The 15,485-nt window shown below is 48.8% G+C and carries 13 protein-coding genes and 1 pseudogene; 9 read left to right on the forward strand and 5 right to left on the reverse strand.

Annotated elements, in window-relative coordinates:
- Together AC6R1A_RS02195 and AC6R1A_RS02200 are read right to left on the reverse strand one after the other, a co-directional pair.
- Positions 1 to 504 (reverse strand): transglutaminase-like cysteine peptidase (locus tag AC6R1A_RS02195; RefSeq protein ID WP_500646138.1); only part of this gene is annotated, 504 nt, incomplete at its 3' end.
- 42 nt (positions 505 to 546) lie between these two features.
- A complete protein-coding gene (locus AC6R1A_RS02200) occupies positions 547 to 1,938 on the reverse strand; it encodes an HlyD family type I secretion periplasmic adaptor subunit (RefSeq protein ID WP_500632806.1) in 1,392 nt (463 codons plus the stop codon).
- 210 nt (positions 1,939 to 2,148) lie between these two features.
- Between AC6R1A_RS02200 and pdxH the strand changes: the two genes are divergently transcribed.
- Positions 2,149 to 2,784, forward strand: a complete 636-nt coding sequence (pdxH, locus tag AC6R1A_RS02205; RefSeq protein ID WP_500630220.1) for a pyridoxamine 5'-phosphate oxidase — start codon at positions 2,149 to 2,151, stop codon at positions 2,782 to 2,784.
- Between the two features lie 97 nt (positions 2,785 to 2,881).
- On the opposite strand, the pseudogene AC6R1A_RS02210 reads toward pdxH, so the two are convergent.
- Positions 2,882 to 3,556 (reverse strand): annotated as a pseudogene (locus AC6R1A_RS02210) (SUMF1/EgtB/PvdO family nonheme iron enzyme); the annotation flags it as partial.
- A 398-nt stretch (positions 3,557 to 3,954) separates the two neighbouring features.
- Here AC6R1A_RS02210 and AC6R1A_RS02215 point away from each other — a divergent pair.
- The 6 genes from AC6R1A_RS02215 to AC6R1A_RS02240 all read left to right on the forward strand — a co-directional run bounded on the left by AC6R1A_RS02215 (position 3,955) and on the right by AC6R1A_RS02240 (position 11,369).
- Positions 3,955 to 4,770, forward strand: a complete 816-nt coding sequence (locus AC6R1A_RS02215) for a helix-turn-helix domain-containing protein (RefSeq protein WP_500632807.1) — start codon at positions 3,955 to 3,957, stop codon at positions 4,768 to 4,770.
- Between the two features lie 218 nt (positions 4,771 to 4,988).
- Positions 4,989 to 8,138: a bifunctional proline dehydrogenase/L-glutamate gamma-semialdehyde dehydrogenase PutA gene (gene putA / locus AC6R1A_RS02220; protein ID WP_500632808.1), complete on the forward strand. Its 3,150-nt coding sequence runs from the start codon at positions 4,989 to 4,991 to the stop codon at positions 8,136 to 8,138.
- 2 nt (positions 8,139 to 8,140) lie between these two features.
- Positions 8,141 to 8,863: a 1-pyrroline-5-carboxylate dehydrogenase gene (locus tag AC6R1A_RS02225; protein WP_500632809.1), complete on the forward strand. Its 723-nt coding sequence runs from the start codon at positions 8,141 to 8,143 to the stop codon at positions 8,861 to 8,863.
- Between the two features lie 72 nt (positions 8,864 to 8,935).
- On the forward strand, positions 8,936 to 10,423 hold the full coding sequence (gene putP, locus AC6R1A_RS02230; RefSeq protein ID WP_500632810.1) for a sodium/proline symporter PutP: 1,488 nt from the start codon (positions 8,936 to 8,938) through the stop codon (positions 10,421 to 10,423).
- A 166-nt stretch (positions 10,424 to 10,589) separates the two neighbouring features.
- Positions 10,590 to 10,823 carry a hypothetical protein gene (locus AC6R1A_RS02235; RefSeq protein ID WP_334552808.1) on the forward strand — a complete coding sequence of 78 codons (234 nt, stop codon included), beginning with the start codon at positions 10,590 to 10,592 and terminating at the stop codon, positions 10,821 to 10,823.
- 69 nt (positions 10,824 to 10,892) lie between these two features.
- Complete coding sequence (locus tag AC6R1A_RS02240) at positions 10,893 to 11,369, forward strand: Lrp/AsnC family transcriptional regulator (protein WP_334552806.1); 477 nt, start codon at positions 10,893 to 10,895, stop codon at positions 11,367 to 11,369.
- 61 nt (positions 11,370 to 11,430) lie between these two features.
- Here AC6R1A_RS02240 and AC6R1A_RS02245 read toward each other — a convergent pair whose 3' ends face one another.
- Positions 11,431 to 12,351, reverse strand: a complete 921-nt coding sequence (locus tag AC6R1A_RS02245; RefSeq protein WP_500632811.1) for a polyprenyl-phosphate transporter — start codon at positions 12,349 to 12,351, stop codon at positions 11,431 to 11,433.
- A gap of 567 nt (positions 12,352 to 12,918) precedes the next feature.
- On the opposite strand from AC6R1A_RS02245, the gene gltS reads away from it, so the two are divergent.
- Complete coding sequence (gltS, locus tag AC6R1A_RS02250) at positions 12,919 to 14,145, forward strand: sodium/glutamate symporter (protein ID WP_500626802.1); 1,227 nt, start codon at positions 12,919 to 12,921, stop codon at positions 14,143 to 14,145.
- Between the two features lie 57 nt (positions 14,146 to 14,202).
- On the opposite strand, the gene AC6R1A_RS02255 is transcribed toward gltS, so the two are convergent.
- On the reverse strand, positions 14,203 to 14,940 hold the full coding sequence (locus tag AC6R1A_RS02255; RefSeq protein ID WP_500626801.1) for a flagellar brake protein: 738 nt from the start codon (positions 14,938 to 14,940) through the stop codon (positions 14,203 to 14,205).
- A 170-nt stretch (positions 14,941 to 15,110) separates the two neighbouring features.
- On the opposite strand from AC6R1A_RS02255, the gene AC6R1A_RS02260 reads away from it, so the two are divergent.
- Complete coding sequence (locus AC6R1A_RS02260; protein ID WP_500632812.1) at positions 15,111 to 15,389, forward strand: GNAT family N-acetyltransferase; 279 nt, start codon at positions 15,111 to 15,113, stop codon at positions 15,387 to 15,389.
- The last annotated feature ends 96 nt before the right edge of the window (positions 15,390 to 15,485 follow it).

Genomic DNA, 15,485 nt, shown 5'->3' on the forward strand with positions numbered 1-15,485 from the left:
TAGATCGCGGCGGGTGGAAGCGCGGCGAATCTGCGGGTTAATGTTGTCGAGAAGTAAAGGTTCCGCACTGGGTGATGAATAGTAGGCGAGAACCATATGAAATTGATTCAGCTCGATGGCTTTAACATACACTAGCCTCAATTTTCTGTCTGAGACGCCAAGTTCGAGCAGTGAAAAATATTTGGCAATGGTGAAATCTTCGCAATCCCCGGCGTTCGCGCCTAAAAATTCGAGCGGCGTCGCCCAATAGTCGGCTTTGCCCCACAGTCTGTCATCGTTAACGAAGTGAAGCTGATTAAAAAAGTTGTTTACTTTTTCAAGTTGTTCTGTCTCGGGTAGCGATTGATATTGTGAGATTTCGTTGCGCCAGGTTTCTACGCGCTTTGCTGCTCTTGGGCCATAGACTTTATGCACAGCCGACACCCATCGTTGCTCTGATGTATTCAGAGCAAACGACGTGGCGGAGCTTATGAGCATAAGCACTAAGGCCCAACAATACTTCATCGATTACAGGCCGCTTTTGTGTGCGTTAGAGCTGTGCATTCACTATTCCTTTAGTGCGTTACTTTTTGCGCTCATGATCGGTTTGAGCAGATATTCCAGCACAGTGCGCTTACCGGTAATGATATCGACCGACGCTGTCATCCCAGGGATGATCGGCAGTGACTCATCTTTGTTTAATGACGTTTCACTGGTCCGCACACGCACCAAATAAAAGCTATTGCCCTCTTCGTCGGTGGTGGTATCCGCGCTGATGTGCTCAAGAGAGCCTTCTAATCCGCCGTACTTGGTAAAATCATAAGCAGAAAATTTCACAATCGCGTTGAGGTCTGGCCTGAGGAAAGCGATATCTTGTGGCGCAATCTTGGCCTCGACCAACAAGGTATCTTCACTCGGTACGATTTCAACGATGTCCATGCCGGGTTGGATGACGCCACCGACGGTGTTGATATTGAGCGTTTTGACGGTACCAGTAACGGGCGACGTGACAATGGTGCGATTGACTCGGTCTTCGAGGCCAACGGTCGACTCGGTCAAAGAGGAGAGTCGGTCTTGCGCATCATTGAGTTTTTCTTGTTGCTCGGAGCGAAATTTCTGCGCCGCGTCTATGCGTGCCAACATTGACTCGCGAATGGACGACCGTAGAACAGGTACTTTCAGTTCACTTGAGGTCAACTCTCTGCGCGTATCGTTTACCTGGCGTTGCAGTTTGAGCAGCTCAATGCGAGGTACTACGCCTTCTTCCGCAAGTGGTTCGGTGATTTCGAGCTCTTTGCGTGCAAAGTCATAACTGTCTCGTAGGTTTCTTACACGCGCTTGAATTTCTACTAAGTCTTGCTGCTTCTGCTTAACCTGCTGATCGATGACAGAAATTTGGTTGCGCAGATTATTGAGATCCTGACGGTATTCAGCCCGTTGACGAGCGACGAGTTGAGGCTGACGCTCTTCCAGAATCGGAGGGAAGGCGAGTTTACTGAAATCGAGTTGAACGTTACTTTGCCAGTTGCTGTCGTCGAACTCTTCATTCACTTCAACACTGGTAATGGATGCAGAGAGTTGCAGGACACTGGCGGTCAGGTTTGCGACTTGCTGCTCTCGCTCACGAAAGTCAGAGCGAAAACGGGTGTCATCGATGAGTAGCAGTTGTTGGCCTTTTTGGACGATTTGTCCCTCTCGAACGAGGATTTCTTTCACCAAGCCGCCTTCAAGGTTTTGCACGACTTGGACTTGAGAAGAGGGAACAACTTTGCCTTGACCTACGGTCACTTGATCGATCTGTGCCCAAGAGGCCCACACACCGGCCAAAATAAAAAACAGCACCATGACCCAGAGCATAATGCGGGCGCTGCTCGGGGTGTTGAGTAGGAGCGCCGCGGTTTTATCATCGACGTAATCCAACTCATCCGGAGTGAGCTTGTTGTAACCGCTCTTACTCATTCGCTATCCTTTTCAATCTTGGTTATTTAATTGATTTTATTACTCAACCAGCAAAATGTTAAGAAAATGCTTAAAGAATGTCGTGCTTTATATGTTTTTTGAGTCCTTGCCATTAAGTTTAGTTCCTTCATCGGGTGTTTCACTTGAGTTATACGATTTATGGGCGCACAATCAGCAAAAATTTATCGTCGCGGTCGATGAGGAGAAAAGATGGAACTGGAAGACATTCGTCGTGAGTACACTAAAGGAGGTCTGCGCCGTAAAGATTTGTCTGCGGACCCGATTGAGCAATTTGATCTGTGGTTAAAGCAAGCGGTAGACGCCAAGCTCACCGACCCTACCGCCATGACCGTCGCGACAGTAGATGCCAACGGCCAACCTTTTCAGCGCATTGTGTTGCTTAAGCATGTCGACCAACAAGGGTTTGTCTTTTACACCAATTTAGGCAGTCGCAAAGCTCAGCACATTGAGGGCAATGCGAGAGTCAGCCTCCACTTTCCTTGGCACCCACTCGAGCGCCAAGTGCACGTTACTGGCGTGGCGGAGAAGCTGAGTGTTGTGGAGAACATGAAATACTTCTCTTCAAGACCCAAAGAGAGTCAAATTGCGGCCATTGCCAGTAAGCAGAGTAGCCGTATTTCGGCACGCGGCATCCTAGAAGGTAAATACCTAGAGCTAAAAAAGAAGTTCGAAAAGGGTGAAATTCCGGTGCCCAGCTTTTGGGGTGGTTACCGCATTCGCCCAGAGAGCATCGAGTTTTGGCAGGGGGGTGAGCATCGTCTGCATGATCGTTTCTTGTTTTCGAAACAGCAAGACAATTGGCTGGTCGATCGTTTAGCGCCGTAGCCGTCTACACAAAACATTCAGTGTAAGAGACACAAAAAATGCCACAATTGTGGTGTTTTTTATTGCTACTCGAGCTCAACAGAGACGTGGCTCAGCGTTAGTTAATGTCTCGTACCACTCGAAAACCGACATAGTTGGTGGCGGTAGAGTCGGACAAATAAAGCTGCTGATGAGCGGCGGACATATCCGGAGCAAAGTTCCAAGCTCCACCCTTGGCGATGTGACGAGCGCTGTTTGTCCACTGCCATACGTTGCCCACAGCGTCATACAAACCGAGTGGGTTCGGCTTAAAGGCGCTGACCGGTGACGTGCTCTTGTTTGCCCAAGGGGTGCCACTCCAGCCAGTATTCGCTTGACCGGGAACAAACTTATCTCCCCACCAGTAACGATCTTGACTGCCCGCTCTCGCGGCGACTTCCCACTCTTCTTCGGTTGGCAAGCGGTACAGAGCGCCAGTTTGCTTGGTTAACCAGCGGGCGTATGCATTGGCATCATTCTGGCTGACACACACTACAGGTGAGTTCGCGTATTGCTTGAACCCTGGGTTACGCCAGTAGCTGTTGGCAACTGGGGTGACTTCACCATTGACGATGGCGGTGCAGGTATTTTGCAATTCAACATCGGTTTGATAGTTGGTCTGTTCCACAAAAGAAGAGAACTGAGTCACTGTAACAGGCGTCGCGCCAATTCCGAAAGCATGATCAAGGTGCGCTTGATAAGACGCGTGTTCACCAATGAAGTAGCGCCCCGGCAAAATGGTGATCATTTCTGGCGCTCGAGTGCTACCGGGCAAGCTCTCTTGAACGGGGACGTTAAGCTGCACGTCTTTTTCATTGCGCTTGGCGATATTGGGTTCAGTCAGGTTGTCGAATAGTTTCGCTTTAAAGGTTTTCACCGCTTTTTTCTTGGGCAGATTAATGAAATATGCAAGCAAAGAATCCCGATATCGAAATAAGAAAAGGTATAGAAGTGACATGAGCCGTAATTTATGTGCGCTTGATCATTCTTCCGATAAAGAAATAACCCTCTGTTCTTGTCGGTAATGATCAGTGTGTTGATGATATTTTCATCGTTTGTATGATCAATGAGCGACGGGCTCGATGGATTTCGTGTTCGTCAAACTTTGTTATACCATGATCGAGATCACCGGATAGGCGCAAGAATTAGCTGATGAATAGAGCAAAATCTCAATCCCAAGACACTCAACCTGCCAAAGTTTTGTCGCCTAGGCCGGCGGAGTTGATCACCCTGCCTTCTTATATGACCTGCCATGACCACAGTTATACGCAAGTGGTTATTGGTCTGAAAGGCAAGGCGGAGTTTGAGGTTAATGGCTATGGGAACTATGTGGGGCCAGGGCAGGGCTGCGTCGTCACCTCAGGGTCTGATCATGCGTTTGGTGGCGTGGTAGAACACTCGGATATCTTGGTCCTCAATATGCCGATGCCGACGTCAGACGATCCTTTGATGCTCAATAAAATCAACGATCTGAGTCAAAAAGACACCTATTTTCAACTCGATAGTCAAATTCAAAAATTGATTCAGATGCTAGTGTTTGAAATGCAATCGAGCCCTGATGATTTGTTGCTTAGCCGCGCCTGCAACGATACGGTGGTGGCTTTATTGCAAAGACACATGTCTGCCTTTGAGACGATTCGCAAGGAGTCACGCTTTGATCTTGAGTCTATTGACCGCTATATCGACCGGCATCTCAGTCAGAAGATCTCCGTGGCTCAGTTAGCGGGTAGCGTGTTTCTTGGTGAAAGCCAGTTTCATAACCTCTTTAAAGAACAAATGGGGATCACCCCACATCAGTATGTGCTAGGTAAACGTATTGATATGGCCAAGCAACTGATTCAACAAGGTCAGCTTTCTCTTGGTCAAGTTGCGGAGCTCACTGGCTTCTCTGGTCAAAGCACCTTCACTCACACCTTTACCCGGCTGCAAGGCCTCTCTCCATCGCAATACAAGAAACAATTCGGTTAAAAAAGATAACAGTTCCGATGCTTTGTTTTGCTGATTTGAGTGTGATTCTGTTTTTGTTTTGTTAAAAAACGTAGAATTCAGCAAAAAGCTCGGAGTTTTTGACAAGTATTCCGCTCAAGCTCAAAATACACTGCTTGCCATTGTGATCAACAAATTCAAAGCATTCTCCGCTTTGAGCCGTTTCCGACAGACGTCGGGTGTGAGATTGAGGAAAACGCATGTTTACAGCAACGGATGTGTTAAACGCCGAGTTTGTTCAGCAACCGCTAGACAAACTTTGGTCGTTGATCTCGCCACTTTACATGGTGGACGAGTCGCAATGGTTAGAACAATTACTTCCATTGGCCACGCCAACAGAAGTCGAAAAACAAGCCACACTAGAAAAAACAACGCAGCTTATTAAAGCGATTCGCGCAGACAAAAAAGCCATTCAAATGATTGATGCGCTGCTGCTTGAATACAGTCTAGATACCCAAGAAGGGATCTTATTGATGTGTCTGGCAGAGGCGTTAATGCGCATCCCAGATGCGGCCACCGCCGATGCGCTCATCCGCGATAAACTCAGTGTCGCCGATTGGAAATCTCACTTAAAACACTCAGATTCTGTTTTTGTCAACGCGTCAACTTGGGGCTTAATGCTCACAGGTAAAGTCGTTGGGTTGTCTGAGCCACAAGCGCAAAGCCCAGTCAGTGCGGTAAATCGATTGGTCAATAAGCTTTCTGAGCCTGTGATTCGCAAGGCGATGCATCAGGCGATGAAGGTGATGGGGCACCAGTTTGTTTTGGGACGCACCATCGCTGAGGCGCAGAAGAATGGCCGCAGCATGCGCGACAAAGGTTACACCTATTCATACGATATGCTCGGCGAAGCGGCACTGACGACCAGTGACGCACACAAATATTTCAAAGATTACTTGATGGCGATCGAAGCCGTTGGCAGCGATCACTACGGATTGAAGACCAGCCCAGCGCCATCGGTTTCTATCAAGCTCTCCGCGCTTCATCCACGCTATGAAGTGGCGAACGAAGAGCGCGTGCTTAGCGAGCTGTATGACACTGTGATGCAGCTTCTGTCACGCGCTGTTGAACTTGATGTGGCGATCACTATTGATGCCGAAGAGGCCGATAGACTTGAGCTGTCACTGAAACTGTTCGAGAAAATCTACCGCACGGATCTGGTGAAAGGTTGGGGCAAGTTTGGTCTTGTGGTTCAAGCATACTCCAAACGCGCGTTGCCTGTGTTGGTGTGGTTGACGGGCTTATCGGCACAAGTCGGAGCAATGATTCCGGTGCGTTTGGTCAAAGGCGCCTATTGGGATAGCGAGATCAAGTGGTCTCAGCAGGCGGGCTATAACAACTATCCGGTCTACACACGCAAAGAAGCGACCGATGTGGCGTATCTTGCGTGCGCGCGATTTTTGCTCAGTGACTCGGTGCGTGGTCGACTTTTTCCTCAGTTTGCTAGTCACAACGCACAGACAGTCAGTGCCATTGCAGTGATGGCGCCGCACAAAGAATTTGAGTTTCAGCGTTTGCATGGCATGGGTGACGCTCTGTATCACCACGCGATGGAGAGCTACCAACAATCAGTGCGCATTTACGCGCCTGTGGGCAGTCACAAAGACTTATTACCGTATTTGGTTAGACGCTTGTTGGAAAATGGCGCCAACAGCTCTTTTGTCCATCGTCTGGTCGATGCGCGATGCCCGATTGACTCTTTGACACAACACCCGGTCGATATGCTGCTCGCTTTTGACAGCTTCGATAACAAGAGCATTCCTCTGCCGCCCGCGATTTTCCCGGAGCGCAAAAACTCGTTTGGGATCAATATTGACATTGAAAGTGAAGCACTGGGTTTTGAGCAGCAAGTTGAGCAATTCTTAGCTCACCAATGGTTTGCAGGGCCGATTATCAATGGTCGAGTGCCAAGCGAAAGCATGATCAAGGAAAGTGGCCAGTCTGTACCAGTCACTGCCCCTTATGATCGTCGCATCGAAGTCGGTCATGTACTGTATGCCAACCTTGATCATGTTTCCGAAGCGATTGATGTTGCGGCGCAGCATGTTTCATCATGGCGCGCCACTCCTGCAAGTGAGCGAGCACAATCCTTGGAGACGTTGGCGGATCTGTTAGAAACCCACATGGCTGAACTGGTGGCGCTGTGTCATCAAGAAGCGGGTAAGACTATTCATGACAGTATTGATGAAGTACGCGAGGCGGTCGATTTCTGTCGCTACTACGCCAAGCAAGTTCATGAGCTAGCGCCAATGACCACTACATCACCAAGTGGTGAGCCTCAAACGGTAGAGCGAGTGGGCCGAGGTGTCTTTGTGTGCATCAGCCCTTGGAACTTCCCGTTGGCGATTTTCCTTGGTCAGGTTACCGCTGCGCTTGTTGCCGGAAATACCGTCGTTGCCAAACCGGCTGAACAAACCAGTTTAATTGCGGCGCGTGCCGTTGAGTTGATGCTTAAAGCCGGTTTCCCAGCAGGTGTTATCCAACTTGTGCCTGGGCTTGGCAGCGATATTGGTCACGCGTTGACCTCCCATGAAGCGATTGCCGGTGTTGCCTTTACGGGCTCGACTGCGACGGCGCAACGCATCAATCAAACGTTGGCGGAGCGCGATGTTGACCCGGTACCGTTTATTGCGGAGACCGGTGGACAGAACGCGATGATTGTCGACAGTACCGCCTTGCCTGAGCAGGTGGTGCGCGATGTGATTCGCTCGGCGTTTGCCTCTGCGGGGCAACGTTGCAGTGCGCTGCGAGTTTTGTATGTCCAAGAAGACATTGCCGATCGCATTGTCAATCTGATTCAAGGCGCGATGCAAGAGTTGCGCGTTGCGGCGCCTTATCTGCATTCAACGGATGTGGGACCGGTCATCGATGGCAAAGCCAAAGCGAAACTCAATCAACACATTGATACCATGACCCGGACACAAACGCTTGTCGCCCAGTTGACGTTGGAAGAGACCCATCAGTATGGCGATTTTGTCGCTCCGACGGCGTTTGAGATTGACTCCATTGATGCGCTCAGCGAAGAACAGTTCGGCCCAATTTTGCACATCGTGCGCTTTAAAGCCCGTGAGCTAGTGCAAGTGGTAGAGAAAATTAACCAGACCGGTTTTGGTTTGACGATGGGCATTCACAGCCGCAACGAAACGACCTACCGCTGGATCGAAAAGCACGCTCGGGTGGGGAACTGCTACATCAACCGCGACCAAGTTGGCGCAGTCGTTGGTGTGCAACCATTTGGCGGCCAAGGTTTATCGGGCACTGGCCCTAAAGCCGGGGGCCCACACTACTTGTATCGTTTTACCGAGCCACACTACACGCAGACCGTTCAATCATCAGGGGCAGGAGAATAATCATGATTCATCAAGTGACACGTTATACCGATGCTCTCTATGCGTTTGAGAATTGGAATCTGACCGATTTTGCCTCTAAGAAGAAGGATGTTTCCTCACTGATTGACGCGATGGGCAAGGTAACAAGCCGCAGCGAAGATAGAGATTGGAACGCTGGGCTGAACGTCATGCGTTTTCAACTTGCGCGTGCGACATCACTGTTGGCGGATTGCCATGAGTTGTCTGGCCCAACCGGAGAGACTAACGAGCTCTACACTGCAGGTCGCGGTGTGACGGTTCTCATTCAGGAAGAAAAATCAGCACAAGCGAAATGGTCTGTGCTTGCGCAACTGACGACGGCGTTGCTCGCGGGCAATAGCGTCATCTTATGCAGCGATGACGACACACTGTGCACAGTGTTAGAAGACGCCTGCACTCACTCATCACTGCCTACTCATGTGCTGCAGGTCGCCCCATTAGAGGCGCACCCGCAGCTATTGGAATCCGATATACGCTGTATCGGTTATGTCGGTCAAACGCAGGCGCTTGTTCGCCTCAACCGACAACTTGCGAAACGTTCTGGCGCGATTGTCAGTTTGGTTTCGGAAACGGATCTATCCGCGCTGCCTGTGGCGCAGGATCCGCATTTGGCGCTGAGGTTTATTACCGAGCGCACTAGAACGATAAACATAACTGCTGTTGGTGGTAATGCTACCTTGCTCGAGCTCGGTAGCGAAAGCCACTAAACCTAAATGCGACATCCTCTTCCAAGGAAGAGGATGTTTAGGGAAAGCGAATTCTAAAAGAGGACAATATAGATGGAAAATAGCTTTGCTATTACAACAACGTTCATCGCCTATCTGATCATGATGCTGGCGATTGGCGTGATTGCGTATCAGCGAACGAAAAATTCGTCGGATTACTTTTTGGGCGGTCGCTCGCTTGGCCCTTGGCCGGCGGCGCTATCGGCTGGGGCATCCGACATGAGTGGCTGGTTGCTGCTGGGTTTGCCTGGCTATGCCTACGCAGCTGGTATTGAAGCGTTTTGGTTGGCAGGTGGTCTTCTTGTCGGGACATGGCTCAACTGGCTAATCAACGCCAAACGCCTACGCACCTACTCGATTACAACCGATTCTCTAACGCTACCTGAGTTCTTGTCACGTCGTTTCAATGACAACTCAAAATTGATTCAGGTGATTTCCGCATTTTTCATTCTGCTGTTCTTCCTTTTCTATACCAGCTCTGGCTTGGTCGCGGGCGGAAAACTGTTTGAAACCGTGTTTGGTTTGGATTACACCATGGCGGTGATCATCGGTACGGTGTGTGTGGTCTCTTACACATTGTTTGGTGGCTTCCTAGCGGTCTCTTGGACGGATCTGGTTCAGGGGCTGTTGATGGCGGCTGCGTTAATGATCGTTCCCGTTGTGGCTATGGAGGGTGGGTTCTCTGATGTTGCTGCTCAGCTCAATAGCATCAACCCGGAACTCCTGACACTGTGGAATGACTCCAAAGGCGAGCCACTCTCTGCTATCGCGATCATTTCGCTTGTGGCATGGGGCTTGGGCTACTTTGGTCAGCCACACATTTTGGCGCGTTTTAAAGCATCTCGCAGCAACAAAGACCTGACGACGGCACGCCGTATCGCGGTGATCTGGACAGGCTTATCTATGGCTGGCGCGCTTTTGGTGGGGATGGTCGGGCTTATCTACGTGACCAATACCGGTGGAAATGTGGATGATGGCGAAACCATCTTCATGTTGTTGGTTAACGCCATATTCCACCCAGTGATTGCCGGTATCCTACTGGCCGCGATTCTTGCGGCGATCATGAGTACAGCGGACTCTCAGTTACTTGTGTCTTCATCGGCGCTAGCGGAGGATTTCTACAAACAAGTGTTTAAGAAAGATGCCAGCTCTGAAGAGATTGTGATGGTTGGACGCGTTGCGGTTGTCGGTATTTCGATTGTCGCCCTCGTACTGGCGATGACACCCGACAGCTCTGTACTGGGTTTGGTCTCTTACGCATGGGCAGGCTTTGGCGCGGCATTTGGCCCTGCACTAGTATTGAGCTTGTACTGGTCGCGCATGAATCGCAATGGCGCGTTGGCGGGTATCATTGTTGGCGGTGTGACAATCGTGGTTTGGAAGCAATTGTCTGGCGGTTGGTTCGATGTGTATGAAATCGTTCCAGGAATTGTGTTCTCTACCCTATCGATCGTGATGGTGAGTCTATTGAGCGCAGAGCCTGAAGAGTCAGTAAAAGTACAATTTGCTGACTATGAGAAACAGCTGCAAACCCTTGATTAATCAATCACCACTCTAGTGTCTAAAGCCCTGTCCGCAGGGCTTTAGACATTTTCCAGTCTATTATTTGTACACAGCTCACATTTTTTAAACTAAAGTTTGAGAACTCGGAACTCTGTCATTAAAACTATGTCGATTAAATGGAACGCATAGAAAAGGAGAGAGGACAATGCCACAAATGTACTGCCATTGCTGCGATAAGGTAACAGCGCACAAAGCGGTGATGAAACGATGTGATGAAAACCATGATTCCGTCGTAAAAAGTTTGGCGTGTTTTTTCTCTACTCTTTTTAAAGGCGCACACTACGTGAAAATGGAGCAACAAAGCTTCTGTCGCGTCTGCAACACCCAAGCGACCCATGTCCCTTCGAACCGAGATTTCGACCACGCAAAAGCGGCGTAAGACTCAGACTTTATTTATGTTCGTTGTATAATCCAGCTCGATTGGAATCAAAGCGAGACTGGAGACGCAATGGAATTAGACCGAATAGACAAAGAAATACTGCGCGCCTTAAACATTAAGGGTCGATTGCCCATTGTTGAATTGGCGAAGCAGGTGAATCTCACTACCTCTCCTTGTTCCGATCGTGTGAAACGCCTTGAGAAAGAAGGCTATATCAAAGGCTATCATGCCGAACTCAACCCAGAAAAGTTGGGCTTAGATGTCCAGGTTTTCATCCATATTCGTCTTGATCAAACCAGTTTCTCTATTTTTGATAAATTTGCCCAAGCTGTGGCCGATATTCCGGAAATCGAAGAGTGTTACTCCTTGTCTGGTGACTTTGACACCATGATCAAAGTACGAGTGAAAGACATGAAGGCTTATCAGAGTTTCATGTCGAGCAAGATGGGGACATTACCGGGTGTGATTCAAACCCGCAGTGAAGTGGTGATTGAAGAGCACAAAACCAGCTTTGGCATCAATCCAGATCTTATCGCGAAATTGTAAACGGGGCGCTTGAAGCCCCCCGTTTTCCCTAAGCCCGTTTTTCCTTAAGATAGGACTGTGCTTAGCCGTCATTACGTTCGGAAAGCTTCTCCAATCCTAGTACCAACCCAACGGCACAAAGCATGAGCACAATCGCCAACAGCCACTGTGAGGACTGGGCAGTTAACGCTTCAAATTCAAACGGTGAAAGGTTGTGCTGCACCAAGGGTACTTGTTCGCCCTTCGAGTTCACTCGCCAACTGATGGTCTCTTTCCATGGCCAGACTTTCGGCAGTGTGCCGAGCATAAGGCCGGTCAGAAAGACCAAAGTGAAGTCCCGAAAACGTCGCAATAGCCAAGATAACAGATGTGAAAAGCTCAATATGCCGACCACACACCCAGTGAGGAACAGTGCCAGGATAGGCAGATCGAAAGCTTTGACCGCGCCGAGTACTGGCGCGTACATGCCAAGAAGTAGCAGGATGAAGCTGCCGGAAATACCGGGCAGAATCATCGCACAGATGGCGATGGTGCCCGCTAAGAACACGTTGAGGTGGGTTGGTTCAAGCTGCAAGGGCTGTAACACTGTGATGCTGTAGGCAAACCCTACGCCAAACGCGAGAAAAACCAGTCGATTGAGCGATCTATGTTGCACCTGCTTAAGCATGTGTACCACTGACACTAAGATTAAACCAAAGAAGAACGACCAGAGTGGGATAGGGTGATAGGTTAACAGCCAAGAGATCACTTTGGCTAAGGTGGCGATGCTGGTAAATACCCCAGCAAACAAGCTGATGAGGAAAAGGCCATTGATATGAGAAAACGCCGCGGCGATGCCTTCACGCTTCACCACACCGATTAGACTTGGGTTAATACGTCGAATGCTTTCGAGTAGAGTGTCATAGATGCCGGTGATAAAGGCAATAGTGCCGCCAGAGACGCCCGGGACGACATCCGCGGCGCCCATCGCTAACCCTTTTAAAAATGTAGAAAAATAGCTCATTGTTTATGGTCACTTATTCTGTGTGGCGAGAGTATAACGCCTAAGGCGTTGGAGTTAAATTATCGCGCTATGTATAGCGCTGACTATGTGGAAAAAACATCAATAGCCACCATTGATAAAATTAAATATAAGAGATCAGTTTCTTATTGAAATGCACATTGTTTGCATTATGCAATTGCACTTTGCAAAAATGCAATCAAAGCCTGACAAGAAGTGCGATATAACAGGCTAAAACGGCCAATATAAACTTGGCATGCATCATGCATTTATATTATTGACCCTTCTTAAGCCGAGGGTCACCTAGCCAACTGACGTTGTTAGTGAATGAATTTTGTTCACAATACATATAAGCCAAGCGCACGATTGCGGTTGGCTCTTTTTTTGCCTTTTTTCCGGAAAAACTCGACAAATCCCCACTTTTTTCTCCATAATGGCCGCTTTTATTGCACAAAGACGGTAGTTTTTACGACCGATTGTCAGTCGATATCGTCTTTATCCAGTTGTTTCACTAGAGGAAAAGTACCCACGTCATTAAGGAAGATGGCATAGCAACGTCAAAGAGGTGATATGAATCCAATAATCTCCGTTGGGCCATTAGAGTCGTTCTTAGTCGCAATCAGTGTGTTGTTTCTCGGCCAGTTTATCAATGCTCGTCTTCCTATCTTGCAGCGTTTTAATATCCCTGAACCCATTGTAGGCGGGCTTGTGGTGGCGCTCATCATTACCGTGCTGCATTTCAACCACGTCGATGTGACCTTCTCTTTACCGCTGCAAAAAATCTTCATGTTGATGTTTTTTGCCACCGTCGGCCTAGCGGCCAACTATACCCAATTGATGAAAGGTGGGGCGAAGGTCTTTTTGTTTCTTGCGATCGCCTCTTTTTACATCGTGATTCAAAATGGCGTAGGTATCTCATTGGCGACCGCGCTTGGTCTTGATCCTCTCATGGGTCTTATCGCCGGTTCGATAACTTTGTCGGGTGGACACGGCACAGGGGCGGCTTGGTCGCAAACCTTCTCCGAAAGCTTTGGACTACCGAACACTTTAGAAATCGCGATGGCGTCAGCAACGTTTGGGTTGATCATTGGTGGCATTATTGGCAGTCCTGTGGCTCAGAAGCTGATTAATAAACACCAGATTGAATCTCAATATGGCTGTGGCGGCCACACACACGAGAAGTTTCCTGATCTTGTCACCTATAACGAGTACGAAGAGGACAAGGTCAACGCGAAAAAAGTGGTGGAAGTGCTCTTTATCTTACTGCTTTGTGTGACGGGGGCTAAATACCTAGAGCAGTGGGTCAGCGAGTTGGCGATCTCTTGGTTGATGATTCCCGATTTTGTTTATGCGTTGTTTATCGGTGTGTTTATCACCAATATTCTCGAAGTCACTAAAACTCACAAAGTGGACACCGAAACCGTCGATATCCTAGGGACTGTATCGTTGTCGCTGTTTTTGGCGATGGCGCTGATGAGCTTAAAGTTGTGGAACATCTTTGATTTGGCGCTGCCGTTTTTGCTGATTTTAGCCGTGCAATCGGTGATTCTCGGCCTGTTTGCTTATTTCGTGACGTTCAAGGTGATGGGAGCAAACTACGATGCGGCAGTGATTGCTGGCGGCCATTGTGGTTTTGGGCTCGGCGCGACCCCCACCGCCGTCATGAATATGGGCTCGTTGGTCAATAAATTTGGCCCATCCCCTCAAGCCTTTATGGTTGTGCCGATTGTCGGCGCGTTTTTTATCGATATTGTCAATTTGGTCATTCTGCAAGGCTATATCAGTTTTATCCGTTAGTAGAATGAGTATGAAAAGACCCAGCCGTGTTACCACGCTGGGTCTTTTTTAATTGTTTTATCTCAAGGTGAGCTTGGTGCCGTCGAACTTCAGTTTACCGAGCAGGTTTTTCGCGTTTTCTGCCCCTAATTCAGTAAAGGCAACACCATATCGAGAGTAATGGTGTGAGCGCTGAAGATTGCAGATCTTGCCAAACAAAGGCTGAAATTCAACCCCTTTACCACTTTGCACCATCACATTTAGAGATACTTCTTCTCCGACTTGGAATGAACGGCTCAGTGGCGCGGTAATGAATCGGCAACCGCCTTTGGAGAGATCGCGAATTTCACCGTCCAGCCGATGGGACTGTGCAATCACTTTGACCGCGAGGTTGACATCGTAGCGTGGCTCTTTTCGAAGTTGGGTGACCTCCATGGTCTGTGGTATGGAAAGCGCAACCATAGGCACAGGGGACACCATAACGTGCAGGAGTTGTGAGCGGAAGTGGATCAGCGCTCCTTCGCCACGGGGTGAGATGGCTCTCACTGTCGCCCAAAATCCTTCTTGGAAGAAATAGTCAAGGTCATCGTCGGAGACCTTGGGTAACTCGGCTAACACATAGTTATCAGAGTGCGAACCGATGAACGCGGTTTTACAGCGAAATGTCGTGCCCACTGGAGTCGTGATGCCGATGGTTAATTCTCCACCATGCTCAACCATGGCTAGAGCGTCCGAGCTCTTAATTATGGATTTATTTTTGTCTTTGATTTTCGAACCCGAATGTCGTTGTTGTTTTAACACTGCCTGAGATGTCATCTAGCCTCCTGCTTGCCGCTTTTTAGTTGTTTTTGCGGTCAGCATCATATTTTTTCGAAAATCATGTCAGAATGTTTCCGAGAGTCTTAGATTTTATTCACGCTTGAAGGATTGTTCAAACATCTATTTGCGGTAAAATTATGAGCCAAGTAGCATTTTTAGGAGTAATTATGCAGGAAAAACTGATTTTCGATGAGTCGAACTGTCAAATTCGTGTTCACCTTGAAGGGGAAGAGTACGCACTAGTTCGTTACCATAAAGTGGCAGACGTCTATCACATTACGTCAACGAAAGTGCCTGACGCGCTGCAAGGGCGAGGTTATGGCAAGGTTATGATGGAAGCGATCCTTCCCCTGTTTGCGGAGCGAAAGCTAAAAATTCACCCGGTCTGCAGCTACGTTGTCCACTACCTTGAGCGTCACCCTGAGTGGCAACATTTAGTGGCGTGAGATGTTAATCGGTTTTGACTCTCGCCATATAGTCAGTATCAATGTACTGACCGTGGCGAGGTGCGGGACTGGTAAAGTCGCCAGTTTGCGATTAAT

The organism is Vibrio sp. R10-SG3-ISO3 (assembly GCF_059834225.1).

Bases quoted from the DNA above. Each gene is read 5' to 3' on its own strand.
- AC6R1A_RS02200 (WP_500632806.1), bottom strand. From the start codon at position 1,938: ATGAGTAAGAGCGGTTACAACAAGCTCACTCCGGATGAGTTGGATTAC.
- pdxH (WP_500630220.1), top strand. From the start codon at position 2,149: ATGGAACTGGAAGACATTCGTCGTGAGTACACTAAAGGAGGTCTGCGC.
- AC6R1A_RS02215 (WP_500632807.1), top strand. From the start codon at position 3,955: ATGAATAGAGCAAAATCTCAATCCCAAGACACTCAACCTGCCAAAGTT.
- putA (WP_500632808.1), top strand. From the start codon at position 4,989: ATGTTTACAGCAACGGATGTGTTAAACGCCGAGTTTGTTCAGCAACCG.
- AC6R1A_RS02225 (WP_500632809.1), top strand. From the start codon at position 8,141: ATGATTCATCAAGTGACACGTTATACCGATGCTCTCTATGCGTTTGAG.
- putP (WP_500632810.1), top strand. From the start codon at position 8,936: ATGGAAAATAGCTTTGCTATTACAACAACGTTCATCGCCTATCTGATC.
- AC6R1A_RS02235 (WP_334552808.1), top strand. From the start codon at position 10,590: ATGCCACAAATGTACTGCCATTGCTGCGATAAGGTAACAGCGCACAAA.
- AC6R1A_RS02240 (WP_334552806.1), top strand. From the start codon at position 10,893: ATGGAATTAGACCGAATAGACAAAGAAATACTGCGCGCCTTAAACATT.
- AC6R1A_RS02245 (WP_500632811.1), bottom strand. From the start codon at position 12,351: ATGAGCTATTTTTCTACATTTTTAAAAGGGTTAGCGATGGGCGCCGCG.
- gltS (WP_500626802.1), top strand. From the start codon at position 12,919: ATGAATCCAATAATCTCCGTTGGGCCATTAGAGTCGTTCTTAGTCGCA.
- AC6R1A_RS02255 (WP_500626801.1), bottom strand. From the start codon at position 14,940: ATGACATCTCAGGCAGTGTTAAAACAACAACGACATTCGGGTTCGAAA.
- AC6R1A_RS02260 (WP_500632812.1), top strand. From the start codon at position 15,111: ATGCAGGAAAAACTGATTTTCGATGAGTCGAACTGTCAAATTCGTGTT.